The sequence below is a fragment of the Streptomyces sp. CB02923 genome, from assembly GCF_001905005.1.
GTDB lineage: Bacteria > Actinomycetota > Actinomycetes > Streptomycetales > Streptomycetaceae > Streptomyces.
In genome coordinates this window covers 346,231-362,241 of the sequence record NZ_LWKZ01000027.1, presented here as the reverse complement: position 1 = coordinate 362,241, position 16,011 = coordinate 346,231, and the positions used below count along the sequence as shown (strand labels likewise).

General features: G+C 75.0%; 15 protein-coding genes and 5 tRNA genes. 12 read left to right on the top strand and 8 right to left on the bottom strand.

Features of this window, described 5'->3' with window-relative positions:
• Nucleotides 1–58: 58 nt before the first annotated feature.
• The 3 genes from cobT (at nucleotide 59) to A6A06_RS36500 (ending at nucleotide 6,455) form a co-directional block, all read left to right on the top strand.
• On the top strand, nucleotides 59–4,093 hold the full coding sequence (gene cobT / locus A6A06_RS36510; protein WP_073767802.1) for a nicotinate-nucleotide--dimethylbenzimidazole phosphoribosyltransferase: 4,035 nt from the start codon (nucleotides 59–61) through the stop codon (nucleotides 4,091–4,093).
• 228 nt (nucleotides 4,094–4,321) lie between these two features.
• On the top strand, nucleotides 4,322–5,539 hold the full coding sequence (gene cobA / locus A6A06_RS36505; RefSeq protein ID WP_073767801.1) for a uroporphyrinogen-III C-methyltransferase: 1,218 nt from the start codon (nucleotides 4,322–4,324) through the stop codon (nucleotides 5,537–5,539).
• 76 nt (nucleotides 5,540–5,615) lie between these two features.
• Nucleotides 5,616–6,455, top strand: a complete 840-nt coding sequence (locus A6A06_RS36500; protein ID WP_073767800.1) for a TrmH family RNA methyltransferase — start codon at nucleotides 5,616–5,618, stop codon at nucleotides 6,453–6,455.
• A 30-nt stretch (nucleotides 6,456–6,485) separates the two neighbouring features.
• Here A6A06_RS36500 and A6A06_RS36495 read toward each other — a convergent pair whose 3' ends face one another.
• Together A6A06_RS36495 and A6A06_RS36490 are read right to left on the bottom strand one after the other, a co-directional pair.
• Nucleotides 6,486–6,884 carry a DUF4440 domain-containing protein gene (locus A6A06_RS36495; protein ID WP_073767799.1) on the bottom strand — a complete coding sequence of 133 codons (399 nt, stop codon included), beginning with the start codon at nucleotides 6,882–6,884 and terminating at the stop codon, nucleotides 6,486–6,488.
• 53 nt (nucleotides 6,885–6,937) lie between these two features.
• The gene (locus A6A06_RS36490; protein ID WP_073768346.1) at nucleotides 6,938–8,470 is read right to left on the bottom strand and encodes a serine/threonine protein kinase; all 1,533 of its coding nucleotides are present in this window, start codon (nucleotides 8,468–8,470) and stop codon (nucleotides 6,938–6,940) included.
• A gap of 203 nt (nucleotides 8,471–8,673) precedes the next feature.
• Here A6A06_RS36490 and A6A06_RS36485 point away from each other — a divergent pair, with 203 nt between their 5' ends.
• From A6A06_RS36485 to A6A06_RS36470, 4 genes are all read left to right on the top strand, one after another.
• Nucleotides 8,674–8,934, top strand: coding sequence for a hypothetical protein (locus A6A06_RS36485; protein WP_073767798.1), 261 nt, complete (start codon nucleotides 8,674–8,676; stop codon nucleotides 8,932–8,934).
• A 201-nt stretch (nucleotides 8,935–9,135) separates the two neighbouring features.
• Nucleotides 9,136–9,342: a hypothetical protein gene (locus A6A06_RS36480; RefSeq protein WP_073767797.1), complete on the top strand. Its 207-nt coding sequence runs from the start codon at nucleotides 9,136–9,138 to the stop codon at nucleotides 9,340–9,342.
• A 225-nt stretch (nucleotides 9,343–9,567) separates the two neighbouring features.
• Nucleotides 9,568–10,524 carry a phosphotransferase gene (locus A6A06_RS36475; protein ID WP_073767796.1) on the top strand — a complete coding sequence of 319 codons (957 nt, stop codon included), beginning with the start codon at nucleotides 9,568–9,570 and terminating at the stop codon, nucleotides 10,522–10,524.
• 66 nt (nucleotides 10,525–10,590) lie between these two features.
• Entirely contained in the window at nucleotides 10,591–10,887 is a 297-nt protein-coding gene (locus tag A6A06_RS36470; RefSeq protein WP_073767795.1) for a TFIIB-type zinc ribbon-containing protein, read from the top strand.
• A gap of 93 nt (nucleotides 10,888–10,980) precedes the next feature.
• Here A6A06_RS36470 and A6A06_RS36465 read toward each other — a convergent pair.
• The 5 genes from A6A06_RS36465 to A6A06_RS36445 all read right to left on the bottom strand — a co-directional run bounded on the left by A6A06_RS36465 (nucleotide 10,981) and on the right by A6A06_RS36445 (nucleotide 11,459).
• Nucleotides 10,981–11,052: transfer RNA gene (locus A6A06_RS36465), tRNA-Val, on the bottom strand.
• 34 nt (nucleotides 11,053–11,086) lie between these two features.
• A tRNA-Val gene (locus A6A06_RS36460) sits at nucleotides 11,087–11,158 on the bottom strand.
• Nucleotides 11,159–11,205: 47 nt separating this feature from the next.
• Nucleotides 11,206–11,277 (bottom strand) — tRNA-Val (locus tag A6A06_RS36455).
• A 1-nt stretch (nucleotide 11,278) separates the two neighbouring features.
• Nucleotides 11,279–11,352: transfer RNA gene (locus tag A6A06_RS36450), tRNA-Cys, on the bottom strand.
• Between the two features lie 34 nt (nucleotides 11,353–11,386).
• Nucleotides 11,387–11,459 (bottom strand) — tRNA-Gly (locus A6A06_RS36445).
• Between the two features lie 177 nt (nucleotides 11,460–11,636).
• Here A6A06_RS36445 and A6A06_RS36440 point away from each other — a divergent pair.
• The 3 genes from A6A06_RS36440 to A6A06_RS36430 are packed head-to-tail and all read left to right on the top strand — an operon-like array spanning nucleotide 11,637 to nucleotide 14,394.
• Entirely contained in the window at nucleotides 11,637–12,707 is a 1,071-nt protein-coding gene (locus A6A06_RS36440) for a chorismate-binding protein (protein WP_199931389.1), read from the top strand.
• Nucleotides 12,704–13,531: an aminotransferase class IV gene (locus A6A06_RS36435; protein ID WP_073767793.1), complete on the top strand. Its 828-nt coding sequence runs from the start codon at nucleotides 12,704–12,706 to the stop codon at nucleotides 13,529–13,531. Before A6A06_RS36440 ends, A6A06_RS36435 begins: the two co-directional genes overlap by 4 nt.
• A 32-nt stretch (nucleotides 13,532–13,563) precedes the next feature.
• Nucleotides 13,564–14,394: a GNAT family N-acetyltransferase gene (locus tag A6A06_RS36430; protein WP_073767792.1), complete on the top strand. Its 831-nt coding sequence runs from the start codon at nucleotides 13,564–13,566 to the stop codon at nucleotides 14,392–14,394.
• A gap of 31 nt (nucleotides 14,395–14,425) precedes the next feature.
• Here the strand turns inward: A6A06_RS36430 and A6A06_RS36425 are convergent, their stop codons facing one another.
• The gene (locus A6A06_RS36425; protein WP_073767790.1) at nucleotides 14,426–14,950 is read right to left on the bottom strand and encodes a DsbA family protein; all 525 of its coding nucleotides are present in this window, start codon (nucleotides 14,948–14,950) and stop codon (nucleotides 14,426–14,428) included.
• Between the two features lie 247 nt (nucleotides 14,951–15,197).
• Here A6A06_RS36425 and A6A06_RS36420 point away from each other — a divergent pair, with 247 nt between their 5' ends.
• Both A6A06_RS36420 and A6A06_RS36415 read left to right on the top strand, forming a co-directional pair.
• Nucleotides 15,198–15,662 carry a hypothetical protein gene (locus A6A06_RS36420; RefSeq protein WP_073767788.1) on the top strand — a complete coding sequence of 155 codons (465 nt, stop codon included), beginning with the start codon at nucleotides 15,198–15,200 and terminating at the stop codon, nucleotides 15,660–15,662.
• Between the two features lie 172 nt (nucleotides 15,663–15,834).
• Nucleotides 15,835–16,008, top strand: coding sequence for a hypothetical protein (locus A6A06_RS36415; protein WP_199931388.1), 174 nt, complete (start codon nucleotides 15,835–15,837; stop codon nucleotides 16,006–16,008).
• The last annotated feature ends 3 nt before the right edge of the window (nucleotides 16,009–16,011 follow it).

Genomic DNA, 16,011 nt, shown 5'->3' with positions numbered 1-16,011 from the left:
CGGTGGAGCGGTCGCACGAGCGGTTGGAAGGAGCACTACCAATGGGCGAGGGGTACGCATGACCGACACCGGCCAGGTCCCGGGCGAGGGGCTGCCGGAGAACGCAGGCGGACAGCCCGGACAGCCGCAGCCGGCGGCCGTCCCCTCCCCTGCCGATGCCGGCCCGACGCAGGCGCCGGGAGTGCCCCAGGCGCCCGACCCGTACACCTACACGGGGCCCGCGGACACCGGCCCCGAGGACGACGACCTGCTGCTGATGCCGGGCGCGCAGGGCGCGTGGGGGAGCGAGCAGCAGCACCACCAGGCGCAGTTCCCGCAGCAGGCCCAGCCGCAGCAGGCGCCGCCCCAGCAGGCCGTGCCGGAGCAGGCCGGTCCGTACGACTCCGCGCCGCGCAGCGCCATGGCGTACGAGCCCGTGCCGACGGAGACCGGCACCCATGAGAGCGGCGGCCGCGACTCCGGATCCGTCGACATGGGCGGCGTGCGCGCCCCCCAGGCCGCCGCGCCGCCGCAGGCCCCCGCGGCGCCGCGCCGCCCCCTCCACATGGGCCCGCCGGTCCCCGACGCGACCGGCGGCGTGGTCCGCTCGCTCGCCGACCGCGGCCCGGCCGGCGCGCCGCCGAACACTCCGGTGCGCGGCACCCCCGGCCCGCCGGCCACCGGCCCCGAGTACCTGGACGTCGAGACGGACGCGCAGCAGGAAGCCCCCGCTGCCGCCCCCGCCGCCCAGCAGCCGCCCGCCGAGGCCTACGGAGCCCCCGGTACGGCGCCGCTCCCCGGGCCGCAGCTCGGTGAGATCCCCGCGCAGATGCCCGCTCAGATGCCCGCGCAGGTTCCGTCGTGGGACAGCGCTCCGGCGCAGGCGGCCCCGGTGGCGCCGGTCGCCGCGCAGGCCGCTGCCGCCGTCCGGACGGCTCCGGACGCGGCCGACGCCGTCGAGGCGGTCGCTGCCGCGGACGCGGGTGCGGCTCCGGACGTGGCCCCTGCCGCCGAGGCCGTCGCTGCTGCGGACGCGGTCGCGGGTCCGGTTGCAGAAACGGTCGATCGCGGTGCGGAGGAGGCTGCGGTGACTGATGTGACGGCAGATGTGATGGCAGATGTGACAACTGATGTGACGGCGGACGCGGCTGAGGTTCAGGCCGCCGCAGCCGGAGCCGCTGCCCCGGCAGCGCAGCCGGAGCCCGCGCCGGACGGCGCCGGGGGCGCGGCGGAGGCCGCCCCGGAGGGAGCCGCGCCGCAGGCGGACGCCGAGGGTGCCGAGCAGGTGGCGGAGCCCGTGGTGACGGAAGCCGTGGCGGGGGAGCCCGTGGCGGCGGAGCCGCAGCCGGAACCGGCTGACCAGGCGGCGCCTGCCGAGCAGCCCGCCCCCGCCGAGCAGCCCGTCCCCGATGCCGAGGGTGCGCAGCAGGCGGAACCGGCCCAGGTGCCGCAGCCCATACAGGTCGCCGAAGAGGCACCGGCCGCCCCGGCCGGTACGCCCGCGGCAGCCCAGGAGGCGGCCGCCCCGGCCGCCCAGCCGGAGGGGAACCCCGCCGAGGCCCAGGCCGCCCCGGCCGAGGAGGCTCCCGGCGTGGAACAGCCCACGGCTCCCGTGGCGGCCGAGGCCGCCCCGGCCGAGGAGGCTCCCGGCGTGGAACAGCCCACGGCTCCCGTGGCGGCCGAGGCCGCCCCGGCCGTACCGGAGCAGGACCCGGCAGCCGCGCCCGTCAGCGACGTGCCGCAGGAGGCCGCAGCCCAGGCCGGGCAGCCGCAGCCCCAGGCAGCCGACGCGGCACCGGCCGCGTCGGAGGACGGTGCCGGGACGGCGCAGCCGACCGGTGCCCCCGAGGCCGCTCCCGCCGCCGACGTGCAGGAACCGGCCGCGGATGCCCAGCCCGCGGATGCCGTGCAGGCCGCCGCCCCGGTCTCCCCGGAGCAGCCGACCGCCGAGGTCCAGGCCGCCGAGGAGGAGCCCCGGGCCGCCGAGCAGGCCCCGGCCGCCCCGGTGACCGAGGACGCCCAGGCACCCGTAGCCGAGGCCATAGAGGCCGTCGAGCCTGCTGAGGCCACCGAGGCCCCCGAGGCCGAAGCGCCGCAAGAGGCCGACCAGCCGGCCCCCGAACAGGACGCCTCCGAACTCGTCCAGCTCGGCGACGCCCCGGACGGCCTTGACACCCCGGACACCCCGGACGCCGTGCCCCCCTCCGACACCCCGGCCGCCCCGGCCGAGGCCCCCCAGGAGCAGCCCGCCGCGGCCCCGGCCCCGGACGACGTCTCGGACCCGGCCCCCGCCGCCCCGGAGAACCTCGTAGAGGCCCCTGCGGCGGAAGCCACCGCCGAAGCCACCGCCGAGGCCGCCGCGGAAGCCGGTCCCGTCACCCCTCCGGCCACCGGCTACGACGACTCCGAGCGCGCCGCCGTGCACCGCGTCATGCGCGAGCGCCGCGACATCCGCAACGGGTTCCGGCCCGACCCCATCCCCAACGAGGTGCTGCTGCGCGTCCTGGAGGCGGCCCACACCGCCCCCAGCGTCGGCCACTCCCAGCCGTGGGACTTCGTCGTCATCCGCTCGCAGGAGACGCGGGAGCGGATGCACCAGCTCGCCGCGGAGCAGCGCGAGGCGTACGCGAAGTCGCTGCCCAAGGCCCGCGCCAAGCAGTTCCGCGAGCTGAAGATCGAGGCCATCCTCGAAACGCCGGTCAACATCGTGGTGACCGCCGACTCGACCCGCGGCGGCCGGCACACCCTCGGCCGCCACACCCAGCCGCAGATGGCCCCGTACAGCTCCGCCCTCGCGGTGGAGAACCTGTGGCTGGCGGCCCGCGCCGAGGGCCTGGGCGTCGGCTGGGTCAGCTTCTTCGACGAGCGCGAGATGGTCCGCGAGCTGGGCCTGCCCGACCACCTGGAGGTCGTCGCGTACCTCTGCGTCGGGTACGTCGACGAGTTCCCCGACGAGCCCGAGCTGATGCAGGCCGGCTGGGCCAAGCGCCGCCCGCTGTCCTGGGTGGTCCACGAGGAGACGTACGGCCGCCGTGCCCTGCCCGGCGAGGCGCCCGCCGACCTCCTCCAGGAGACCCTCCAGGGCATCCGCCCGCTGGACGCCAAGGCGCTCGGCGAGGCGTGGGAGCGGCAGAAGCGGATGACCAAGCCCGCGGGCGCCCTCGGCATGCTGGAGATCATCTCCGCGCAGCTGTGCGGGCTGTCCCGCAAGTGCCCGCCGCCCATCCCGGAGCCGGCCGCCGTCGCGATCTTCGCGGGCGACCACGGCGTGCACGCCCAGGGCGTCACCCCCTGGCCCCAGGAGGTGACCGCGCAGATGGTCGCCAACTTCCTGGGCGGCGGCGCGGTCTGCAACGCCTTCGCCAACCAGGTGGGCGCCGAGGTCTGCGTCGTGGACGTGGGCGTGGCCTCCGACCTGCCGGCCACCCCCGGCCTGCTGCCGCGCAAGGTCCGGCCGGGCACCGCCGACTTCACCGTCGGCCACGCGATGACCCACGACGAGGTGCTGCGCGCCATCGAGGTGGGCATCGAGACCGCCCGCGACCTGGTGGCCGCCGGGAACAAGGCGCTGATCACCGGCGAGATGGGCATCGCCAACACCACCACCTCGGCCGCCCTGATCTCCGTCTACACGGAGGCCGACCCCGTCGAGGTCACCGGCCGCGGCACCGGCATCAACGACGAGACGCACGCCCGCAAGGTCGACGTCGTCCGCCGCGCCCTGGAACTGCACCGGCCCGACCCCGGCGACCCCATCGGCGTCCTCGCCGCGGTCGGCGGCCTGGAGCACGCGGCGATGGCCGGCCTGATCCTCGGCGGCGCCTCGCTGCGTACGCCGGTCATCCTGGACGGTGTCAGCGCCGGAGCCGCCGCCCTGGTGGCCCGCGCCATCGCCCCCGAGGCGCTGGCCGCCTGCATCGCCGGCCACCGCAGCGCCGAGCCCGGTCACGTCGCCGCGCTCAACAAGCTGGGGCTGCGCCCGCTGGTCGACCTCGACCTGCGGCTCGGCGAGGGCACCGGCGCCCTGCTGGCGCTGCCCGTCGTGCAGAGCGCCGCCCGCGCCATGCACGAGGTCGCCACCTTCGACTCCGCCGGAGTCACCGAGAAGGGCTGACCGCCCGGCCCGGCCCCGCGCCGGTGCCCGCGTATGACCCCCGGCCCGCAGCCACATAGGCTGTGGGCCGGGGCCGTACCCTCTCACCAGGTCCAGGTCCCCGGGGCGGCAGCCGCCCCGCCCCGCCAGCCGCTCCAGCGCCGCAGCGGCGAACGCGTCCCCGTTCCCTCGCCGCGCGCTGCCCGCACCACCAGCGCCCCGCGCCCCCGCACAAGGAGCCGTACCGCCATGGCCGAGCACGCCGAACACGCCGCCTACCCCGTCGGACTGCGCCTGTCCGGCCGCCGCGTGGTCGTCCTCGGCGGCGGTCAGGTCGCCCAGCGCCGCCTGCCCTCCCTGGTCGCGGCCGGTGCCGACGTCCTGCTGATCTCCCCGTCCGCCAAGCCGTCCGTCGAGGCCATGGCCGACACCGGTGAGATCCGCTGGGAACGCCGCCGGTACACGCCGGGCGACCTCGCGGACGCCTGGTACGCGCTCATCTCCACCGACGACCCCGAAGCCAACACGGCCGCCTCCCAGGAGGCCGAGGACCGCCGCGTGTGGTGCGTACGCTCCGACGACGCCGAGGCCGCCACCGCCTGGACCCCGGCCACCGGCCGCAGCGACGGCGTGACCGTCGCGGTCCTCACCGGCCGCGACCCGCGCCGCTCCGCCGCCGTACGGGACGCCATCGTCGAGGGCCTGCGCGACGGCACCCTCGCCGCCCCGCACCACCGCGCCCGCGCCACCGGCGTCGCCCTGGTCGGCGGCGGCCCCGGCGACCCCGACCTGATCACCGTGCGCGGCCGCCGGCTGCTCGCCGAGGCCGACGTGGTCATCGCCGACCGGCTCGGCCCCCGCGACCTGCTCGCCGAACTCCCGCCGCACGTCGAGGTCATCGACGCCGCGAAGATCCCGTACGGCCGGTTCATGGCCCAGGAGGCCATCAACAACGCCCTGATCGAGCACGCCCGCGCCGGCAAGAGCGTCGTCCGCCTCAAGGGCGGCGACCCGTACGTCTTCGGCCGCGGCATGGAGGAACTCCAGGCCCTCGCCGACGCCGGTATCCCCTGCACGGTCGTCCCCGGCATCTCCAGCTCCATCAGCGTGCCCTCCGCCGCGGGCATCCCCGTCACCCACCGCGGTGTCGCCCAGGAGTTCACCGTCGTCAGCGGCCACGTCGCACCCGACGACGAGCGCTCCACCGTCGACTGGTCCGCCCTCGCCCGCCTGCGCGGCACCCTCGTCGTCCTCATGGGCGTCGAGAACAGCGCCGCCATCGCCGCCACGCTCACCGCCCACGGGCGCGGCGCCGACACCCCCGTGGCCGTCGTCCAGGAAGGCACCACCGCGGCCCAGCGCCGCGTGGACGCCACCCTCGCCACCCTCGGCGAGACGGTACGGGCCGAAGGCATCCGCCCGCCCGCGGTCATCGTCATCGGCGACGTGGTCGCCGTGAACCCCTGACTCCCGGGCCCCACCCCGCTCCGCACCGCCGTTTCCCGCCCCCGGGAACCCCATCACCGACAAGGCACCCTCACCCGTGGCTGACATCATCACCGTCGACGACCCGGACGACCCCCGCCTGAGCGACTACACGGGGCTGACCGACGTGGAACTGCGCCGCCGCCGCGAACCGGCCGAAGGGCTGTTCATCGCGGAGGGCGAGAAGGTCATCCGGCGCGCCGGGCAGGCCGGTTACGCGATGCGTTCGATGCTCCTGTCCGCCAAGTGGGTGGACGTCATGCGCGACGTCATCGACGAGGCCGCGGCGCCCGTGTACGCGGTCAGCCCCGCCCTCGCCGAACGCGTGACGGGCTATCACGTCCACCGCGGCGCCCTGGCGTCCATGGCCCGCAAGCCCCTGCCGACGGCCGCCGAACTGCTCGCCCGCCCCGGCACCCGCCGGATCGCGGTGATGGAAGCCGTAAACGATCACACCAATATCGGTGCGATTTTCCGGAGCGCGGCCGCCCTCGGCATGGATGCCGTGCTGCTCTCCCCGGACTGTGCCGACCCCCTCTACCGCCGCTCGGTGAAGGTGTCCATGGGCGCGGTCTTCGCCGTCCCGTACGCCCGGCTGGAGAACTGGCCCCGCGACCTGGAAACGGTCCGGGAGGCAGGCTTCCCCCTCCTGGCCCTCACCCCCGACGCCGAGGCCGTCCCCCTCGACGAGGTGGCACCCCACCGCATGGACCGCGCGGCCCTGATGCTCGGCGCGGAGGGCGACGGCCTGACGCAGAAGGCCCTGCGGGCCGCCGACACCTGGGTCCGCATCCCGATGGCCCACGACGTCGACTCCCTCAACGTCGGGGCCGCGGCGGCGGTGGCGTTCTACGCGGTGACGGCGGGCAGGGGAGACGGGGGACCGGCCGCCGGATGAGGACGGGACCCCCGGATACGGCGATTCCGGTCAGGGGTGGTCGTACCAGGCGAAGGCGGCGATCCGCCAGCCCTCCGCGGTACGGACGAACTGGAAGGTCTTGGACCCGCTGCCCTCGTACGGCGCGCCGTCCAGGACGCCGGACTTGCGGTACTCGCCGAACCGCGACGCGATATCTCCCGCGATCCGCGTCTCTTCGGAGGTCTCCCACTCGGCGAACTCGACCAGCCGCCCCTCGGACAGCAGCCGCAGGCGGGGCTCGATGAACTCTTCCACCGTGTAGGACGTGAACTGCGGGCCGGTCACGGTGATCACGCCACCCGGCAGGACCAGCCGGCGGATCCGGGCCACATCGGCGGCCTGGCCGCCCCGGTTGTCGAACGCGCCGAAGAACTCGGCGGTCACCGCGTCTATCTCAGCTTTGGACACGGCGTGACGTTAGCACCTGCCTCGCACCCGTCACATACCCGTCACGCACCCGCTCAGCCCTGCCCGGACCCCGGCGGCGCCACAGGCGCGGAAGATGTGACCACGGAGCGCTCGGTGCCCAGCCCCCGGGCCGGTCCCTGGCACCCCTGCGCCGCCGCGATTCCCAGCGCGACCAGCAGGGTCACCGTGATGAACACGATGATCCGCTGCCGCAGCAACCGGCGGTCCGGACCGGGCCGGCGCCCGCCGGGCGACGTGCGCGACCCCGTACGCGGCCCTCGCGCCGGGCGCGAACCGTTTCGCCCTGAGGTGCGCGCTCCCGGTACGGACGGCCGGACCGACGGCCGCCTGCCGCCCCGCGACGTGGGCGGGGCCGCCTCGCCCGGCGCACCCGCTCCGGAAGCTCCCGGGGCTCCCTGGCCTCCAGGGGCTCCCGCACCGGACGCCGCCGGCGGTCCCTGGGGCCGGGCCGGCGCGGCCGGACGCCCCGCCGCACTCCCGCGCGGCGTCTGCGGACGCGGCGTCGGAGTACCGGCCGCACGCCGCTCCGTCCGCTGCCGCGCGTACTCCTCCGCACGCTTCCCGGTCGGCCGGTCCGCCTGCGGCCGTACGGACCTGTCCCGCGCCGGTGTGCTCCGCTCGGACGACGGGCCCCGCTCGGACGGCGCCCCCGCCCCCCGCTCGGACGGCGGCCTGCGCCCGGACCGCGCCCGCCCGATGCCGCCCGGCATCGCGTCGCCGGGCCCGCCCGGCAGCGACAGCCCCTGCGCCTCGCGCGCGGCGATCTCCTTCAGCCGCAGCGACAGCGACAGGGTGCTGGGCCGGTCCGCCGGGTCCTTCGCCAGGCACGCCGCGAGCAGCGGCGCCAGCGCGTCCGGCACCCCGGCCAGGTGCGCCTCCTCGTGCACGACGCGGTAGAGCATGACCTCCGAACTGCCCTGGCCGAAGGGTGAGTCCGCCGTACAGGCGTAGGCGAGCGTGGCGCCGAGCGCGAAGATGTCCGTCGCCGGGGTCACGGCGGCGCCCCGCACCTGCTCCGGCGCGAGGAACCCGGGCGAGCCGACCGCCGTACCGACGTGCGTGAGCGTGCTCGCGCCGGTGGCCCACGCGATGCCGAAGTCGATGATGCGCGGGCCCTTGGGGGAGAGCAGGATGTTGGACGGCTTCAGGTCGCGGTGGACCACGCCCGCGTCGTGCACCGCCAGCAGGCCCTCGGAGAGCGCGGCGCCGATGGAGGCGACCTGCGCCGGATACAGCGGCCCTTCGTCGTTGACCTTGTCGTGCAGCGAGGGTCCGGGGACGTACTGCGTGGCGAACCACGGCCGGTCCGCGTCGAGGTCGGCGGCCACCAGCCGCGCCGTACAGCCGCCGCGGATCCGCCGCGCGGCCGACACCTCGCGTGCGAACCGCGAGCGGAATTCCTGGTCCTCGGCCAGGTCCGGCCGGATGACCTTCAGGGCCACCCGCTGCCCGCGCTTGTCGGAGCCGAGATAGACCACACCCATCCCGCCCGCGCCGAGCCGCCGGTGCAGCCGGTACGAACCGACGACACGCGGGTCCTCGCGCCGGAGCCGCATCATCGCCATGTCCATCCCCGCTGCCCGGTCCCGTCTGACGTGGCACAGCTTACGGATTGACGGCTCGCTGTGCTGATAGGCCGCGCATGAGTCGGCAGCCGGATTGTCGGTGCCGGGTGGGATCCTGAAGAAGCGGGAGGCATCCGGGCGCGGCGCGGCCCGGTCCGCCGCGCGTGCTCCCAATGATCGGTCGCGGAAGGGGGATTGACGCGGTGAAGGGTGACCGAGTCGAGATCGTCGTGGACGCCGGGGACACGACCCGGGCGTACGAAGTGGTGGCGAGCAGGGCGGGCCGCAGGGTCGAGACGGCGGTGCGCAGGGGAGTGGTGGAAGTGAGCGAAGTCACCCGCAGCGGTTCGGTGGTGCGTACGGCCCGCTTCATGGCCAGCCGGGTGCTGGCCCTGGTCGAGCATCCCGTACCGCGGGCCGAGGAGTCCGAGACGGCCGCCGCGCGCCCGTCCCCTCCGGGATGACCCGGGCTCCCAGGGGGATCTCTCCACCCAGGGGAGTACGCGGCGCGGCGTACCGTCATCCTCCCGTAGGCCGTGCAATCGGTACGACGGCATGACGCCCGGGACCCGCCGGCTACCTAATGTTGGGTGCAAGCGGCGGGCGAACGCACTCGTCCCCCGAGGTCAGACGCCCGCCGCCCCGAAATCGACGGGAGCGGGGCGATGGCAGACATCTTTGGGCGCACGGCCGTCCGTACGCAAGGGCGCAAAGTCGCCTCGGCGTTCGGCGGGCGGCCCTCGGGGACCCGCCATCCGCTCGTCGCGGTGGCGATGGTGCTGCCGCTGGCGGTCCTGCTCGCCGTGGTGTTCGGCGGCTGGGAAGCCGTCATGACACAGGCGTCGTCCGTGGTCGGAATGCTGGGGCGCTGAGGCGCTCCGGTCCTGGGAGAGCGGCCCGGGACGGGGGAACTTCCGGTCTACAACCCCGTGGGGACGGGGGTGCGGCGGACGGCACGAGTGGCCGGGCATCTGGGGAGATGCCCGGCCATCGGCCTGTCCGGGGACCGTACGCGTACGGCCCCCGTCGCGCGCGGTGCCGGGCCGGGCCCGGCCGCGTACGATCCCCGGCTAACCGCTCCGACCCCGGGGGAGACGATGCCCACGCCGGCGCCTTCCGGACCCGCCCGCCGCCCCGTCGTCCTCGTGGACCGTCCCGACGTCACCGTCGTCCGCTGCGGGCGTGTCGTGGTCAAGGCCCACGCTCCGGACTGCGACCCGGACCGGCTGGCCGTCCGGCTCCGTATCGCCGCACACCCGTCCCTGCGCGGCATCGTGCTGCCGCCGCTGCCGGTCACCGGCCCCGGCGGCTTCCTCACCCTGCTCGACGACGGGCGCCCCGCGACCCGCTGGCCGTACGGCAGCCCCGTCTCCCCGGACGCACCGGACGCCGCCCCCTGGGAGGAGACGGCCCGGCTGCTCGCCCGCCTGCACACCGTCGCGCCGGGGCGTCTGCCCGGACCGGTGCCGCCGATGCGCGGCCCGGCGAAGGCGGCCCGCGCCCTCGCCCGGATGCGGGCCGCCTGCACCACACCGGTTCCCGGAGCGGCCCCGGCCTCGGCGCTCCGCCGCGCCGCCGCCACTGTCGAACGCGCCTGGTCCCTGCTGCCGCCATGGGCCCGCGGCGAGGCCCCGCCGCCTCGCGCCGGCTCCCTCTGCCACGGTGACCTCCACCTCGGGCAGCTCGTCAGGCACCCCGCCGACGACGGGCCCTGGCTCCTCATCGACATCGACGACCTGGGCCTCGGCGATCCGGCGTGGGACCTGGCCCGCCCCGCCGCCTGGTTCGCCACCGGGCTGCTGGCCCCCGCCGTCTGGTCCCGCTTCCTCGGCGCGTACCGGGCGGCGGGCGGGGTCGCCGTACGCCCGTACGGCGACCCCTGGCCGGAACTGGATGTCCCCGCCCGCGCCCTGACGGCCCAGACCGCGGCGCTGGCCGTGGCCAAGGCCGCGGAGGCGGGCCGTCCGCTGGACGAGGACGAGCGGGCCGTCGTGGACGCCTGCGGCCGGATGGCTTCCGTTCCAAGGGAGTTGGGGGCCGGTCCGGAGCCGTAGGGTGAACCCGCCACCGCCGGACGGCCGTTCCGGGAGTGCCGTCCCGCCGAGAGGAGTTGAGCCGAGATGCAGTGCCCCAAGTGCCATGCGCCGATGCACACCTACAACCGCAACGGCCTGCAGATCGAACAGTGCGCCGGCTGCCGGGGGATCTTCCTGGACTACGGGGAACTGGAGGCGCTGTCCCGCCTGGAGACGCAGTGGTCCCAGCAGGCCCCGCCGCCCCCGCCCGGCCCCCAGGCGTACCCGGCCGCTCCCGCGTGGGGCGCCCCGCAGCAAGGCCACTACGGTCACCAGGGCCACTACGGACACCACGGCCATCACGGACACCGCGGCTTCGGCCGGATGCTCTTCTCCTCCTGAGCGCCCCGCCACGACAGCCGAGCCACTACGACGGCCGAGCCGCCACAACGACCGAGGGCCGGAGCGAAGTGCTCCGGCCCTCGGCCTGACGTGTGGACGATACTGGGATTGAACCAGTGACCTCTTCCGTGTCAGGGAAGCGCTCTCCCGCTGAGCTAATCGTCCTCGGGACCGCGGCCAGGGGCCGCGAGATGCTGCGTGCGCGATACTGGGATTGAACCAGTGACCTCTTCCGTGTCAGGGAAGCGCTCTCCCGCTGAGCTAATCGCGCGGGTTCCGCCGGGCCCGAAGGCCGGGGGATCGGTCCTTGCGGACCAGTGGACGATACTGGGATTGAACCAGTGACCTCTTCCGTGTCAGGGAAGCGCTCTCCCGCTGAGCTAATCGTCCTTGGAGGTGGAGACGGGATTTGAACCCGTGTAGACGGCTTTGCAGGCCGTTGCCTCGCCTCTCGGCCACTCCACCAGGAGTGCGGGGGTCGGGAAGATCCCCCACTTCGAGCGGACGACGAGACTCGAACTCGCGACATCCACCTTGGCAAGGTGGTGCTCTACCAACTGAGCTACGTCCGCAGGTGCCTTTCCGGACCAGGTCCGGGAGGGAACCGCGTCTCCGTTTCGCTTCCGCGTCCCGGCGACGTGTTGAACTCTAGCGGATTCCGGGGCCAGTACAAAAACGCGTTTGTGCAGCGTGCTGCGCTGCTCGCCCGACCGGGGCGGCCGCCGGGCCCCAGCCATAGACTCGACAGCGTGAACGACCTCCCTCCGTTGGCCCGTTTCGGCGGGCGTACAGCCACTGACCTGCGCGACGTCACCCGTGACCCGGAGGCACTGGACTCCGCGGGCTGGTGGGCGGTCGTCGCCGACTACGAGGGCGGTCTGCTCTGCGCGCGCTTCGGGGACGTCCGGGACAGCGGCACGGTGCCCCCGCCTGACCCCGCCCGCTGGCGGGGGCCCGCCCCCGGGGACTGGCGCAGTTCCCTGGACCGTGACGCCTACACCGACGGCGTACGCCGTATACGCGCATCCATAGCCGCCGGCGACGTCTACCAGGTGAACCTCTGCCGCATTCTGAGCGCACCGCTCCCGGACCCCGCGCGCGCCGACGTCGACGCGCTGTCCGGCCTCCTGGCCCGCGGCAACCCGGCCCCGTACGCGGGCACGGTCCGCCTCCCCGCGCACGGCGCCGAGGTCGCCACCGCGTCCCCCGAGCTGTTCCTGCGCCGCTGCGGGCGCACCGTCGAGTCCGGCCCGATCAAGGGCACCGGCCGGGTGCCCGAGGACCTGCGGGACAAGGACCGCGCGGAGAACGTGATGATCGTGGACCTGGTCCGCAACGACCTCGGCCGGGTCTGCCGCACCGGCTCCGTCACCGTCCCGGCACTCTGCGCGGTCGAGGCGCACCCCGGCCTGGTCCACCTCGTCTCCACGGTGCGCGGCGAGCTGGCGGACGCGCACGACAAGACGGGCTGGGCGGACCTCTTCGGCGCCACCTTCCCGGCGGGCTCCATCACCGGGGCCCCGAAACTCGCGTCGCAGCGCATCATCGAGGAACTGGAGACCGCGCCCCGCGGCCCGTACTGCGGCGGCATCGGCTGGGTGGACGCCGACCGCGGCACGGGCGAGCTGGCGGTGGGCATCCGTACGTTCTGGATCGACCGCGCGGCCCCCGAGGGACCGGTGCTGCGCTTCGGCGCCGGAGCGGGCATCACCTGGGGCTCGGACCCCGACGGGGAGTGGGACGAGACCGAGCTGAAGGCCCGCAGGCTGCTCGCGGTAGCGTCGGGCCTGCACGAGCCGAGCGGAGGGACACGACCATGAAGATCTGGCTCGACGGGGAGCTGTGCGATGCCGACAGCGCCCGGGTCTCGGTCCTCGACCACGGCCTGACGGTCGGCGACGGGATCTTCGAGACGCTCCGGACCGTCGACGGCCGGGCCTTCGCCCTCACCCGCCACCTGGACCGGCTCACCGCCTCCGCCCGCGGCCTGGGCCTGCCCGACCCCGACCTCGACGAGGTGCGACGCGCCTGCGCGGCCGTCCTCCAGGCCGCCGCGGTACCGCTCGGCCGGCTGCGCATCACCTACACCGGCGGCCTCGCCCCCCTCGGCTCGGATCGCGGCGAGGCGGGCCCCACCCTGGTCGTCGCGCTCGGCGAGGCCCCGCGCCGCCCCGACACCACCGCGGTCGTCACCGTCCCCTGGACCCGTAACGAGCGCGGCGCGCTGGCGGGCCTGAAGAGCACCTCGTACGGGGAGAACGTCGTCGCGCTCGCCCGCGCCCACGGGCAGGGCGCCTCCGAAGCGCTCTTCGGCAACACCGTCGGCCGGCTCTGCGAAGGCACCGGCTCCAACGTCTTCGTCGTCCTGGACGGCGTGCTGCACACCCCGCCGCTGTCCTCCGGCTGCCTTGCGGGCATCACCCGCGCCCTGACCGTCGAATGGACCGGCGCCAAGGAGACGGACCTGCCGCTGGACGTCCTGGAGCGGGCCGACGAGATCTTCCTGACCTCCACGCTGCGTGACGTCCAGGCCGTCACCCGTGTCGACGGACGCCAACTGGGTGACACACCGGGACCGTTGACCGCCGAGGTGATGCGGGTCTTCGCGGAGCGCGCCGCCGCCGACTTCGACCCGCGCTGCTGACGTACGCCCGGAAAACCGGGTAGAAAGCCAGCGTGACCACTACGCTGCGCCCCGCCGGACCCGAAGAACGACGCGACGACGGCGGCCGGGCCCGTACGTACGAAGTCTGCGTCAACAGCCGTCCGGTGGGCCGGATAAGGCTGGTGACGGACGCCCGGCTGGGCCTGTCCGCCGGGCGCATCGCGGACCTGCACATCGACGAACGCGACCGGCACCGCGGCCGCGGCACCGTCGCGGCCCTCGCCGCCGAAGAGGTGCTGCGCGGCTGGGGCTGCCGACGGGTCTCGGTGGACGTGCCGGCCGCCTCGGCGGCGGCCCTCCAGCTGGCCGCCGCCCTCGGCTACACGGAACACAGCCGCCGGATGATCAAGGAACTCACCACGGCGCCCGGCCTCCCCGCGGGCAGCGCCGACCGGCCGCTCGGCGCGGAGGAGTACCCGGCCTGGCTGGCCGCCACCCACACCCACTCCATCGACGCGCAGGTGGCCAACGGCATGCCGCGCGAGCGCGCGGAGCACAACGCGACGCACGACCACCGGACGCTGCTCCCGGACGGACCGGCCACCGCGCACCAGTCGCTGCGCGTGCTGGCCCACGACGGCACCGACGTCGGCACCGTCTGGACCTCGACGTACCACCCGGACCGTCCCGGCGGCTACGTCATGGACGTCCGCGTGGCACCGGAGCACCGCGGGCGCGGCCACGGCCGTACGCTCATGCTGGTCGCCGAGCGCGAGACACTCGCCGCCGGCCGCACCGTCCTGGGGCTCGACGTCTTCGTGGACAACCCGCGGGCCCGCGGCCTCTACGAGACCCTGGGCTACCGGCCGACCGACTACTCCCTGCGCAAGCTCCTGCTGTGAGCGGACGGCCCGCCCACCGCGGCGGGCCGGGTCAGGCCTGCTCGGCCAGCAGCCGGTCGGCGATCTCCGCGATGCGCTCGCGCAGGCCGTCCTGGCTCTTGCCGCCGTCCAGCAGTTTTCCGCCGATCTCGTACGTGGGCGTGCCGGTCACGCCGATCGCCTTGCCCTCCGCCTGGTCCGCGTCGACGGTCAGCAGGTGCCGGCCGTCGATGAGGGCGGTGTCCATCTCCTCGGCGTCCAGACCCAGTTCGCCGGCCACCGCGAGCAGCAGCTTCTCGCCCCGGGCGCCCAGCTCCTCGGTACGGGCCAGGACGGCTTCGGCGTACGCCCAGCCCTTGCCCTGCTCCACGGCCTCCTCGGCGGCCTGGGCCGCGGCGTAGGCGTGCTTGTGCTTGGCCAGCGGGAAGTGGCGGAGGCGGATGTCCAGCCGGTCCCCGTAGCGCTCGCGCAGGGCCCGCAGGTCGTCCAGCGCGGCGGTGCAGTCCGGGCACTGCAGCTCGCACCACACGTCGAGGACGACGGGACGGGCGGAACCGGAGGTCGTGGCGTCGTTCATGGGCCCAGTCTCCCAGCCCGCGGCACCCCGCCCGTACCGGGACCTCGGCCCGGCACCGGGTCCCGTACCGGGACCTGCGGAGGAGCCCGACCCTTAGATGTCCCTGAGCCCGTCCCCATTCATGGCACCGGACGCCCGGTACAAGGCAGGATGGAGGCAGAGCAGGACAAGACGGCGTCGCGGCCGTCCGGTGCGACCGGGTGCGCGGCGCGACGCACGACGCAATCGATCGGCAGGAGGACCGGGGATGCTGAGCTCGACCGTCTGTACCGTGGTGTCGGTGGCGGGCCTGGGCATCGCCGCGCTGACCGCCTACCGCAAGCGCTTCCTGGCCGCGACGCGCATCGCGGCGATCTCGCTGCTCCCCGTGGGCCTGGCGATGACCGGCGTGATCGACTGGCTGACCGGCGTGGTCTTCAAGCCCGTGGTCTGGGCGGGATTCGGGGTGCTGGCCCTCTCCATCGTGCTGTTCATGATCGCCAGGGCGGCCGAGCGGCACTCCCTCAAGGCCGGCGGAAGCCGCAAGGAGCGGCGCGCCGCGGCCCGGCAGCGCGGGCCGGAAGCGGTGGCGCCCACGGCCTCCGCGCCGTCGCTCGGCGCGGGTGCCCGGGCCGCGCAGCCGGCGGCCCCGCCCAAGGGCAGGAGCAAGGGCGCCGCACCGCAGGAGGACTTCTCCGACATCGAAGCCATCCTGAAGAAGCACGGCATCTGAGGCCGCGGGAGCCGCTGTACGGTGAGCGCCGCCGAGCGCGCCGTACCGCCCGCGCGGGTGACCCTTCGGACACCGTAGCGAGCACGCAAGTGCACGGGATCTGATGAACTCCCGCCGCTGAGGGGTGATCCGGGCGTTCCGGCCTGGTCACCTGCGCCATCATCGGCGCGAGATGAACGACGAGTGCGCCCTTTCCCGGGACCCCGCCGTCACAGCGGCGGACCCTCCGGCCCCCGAACCGCGTGGCTGTCTTTTCGCGTTGTCCCAGCCGCCGCTGATGCTCTTCCTCACCGTCATCGCCGTTCTCCTGCTCATCGGCGCCCTGCACGACCTCGTCTTCCTGTGAGGC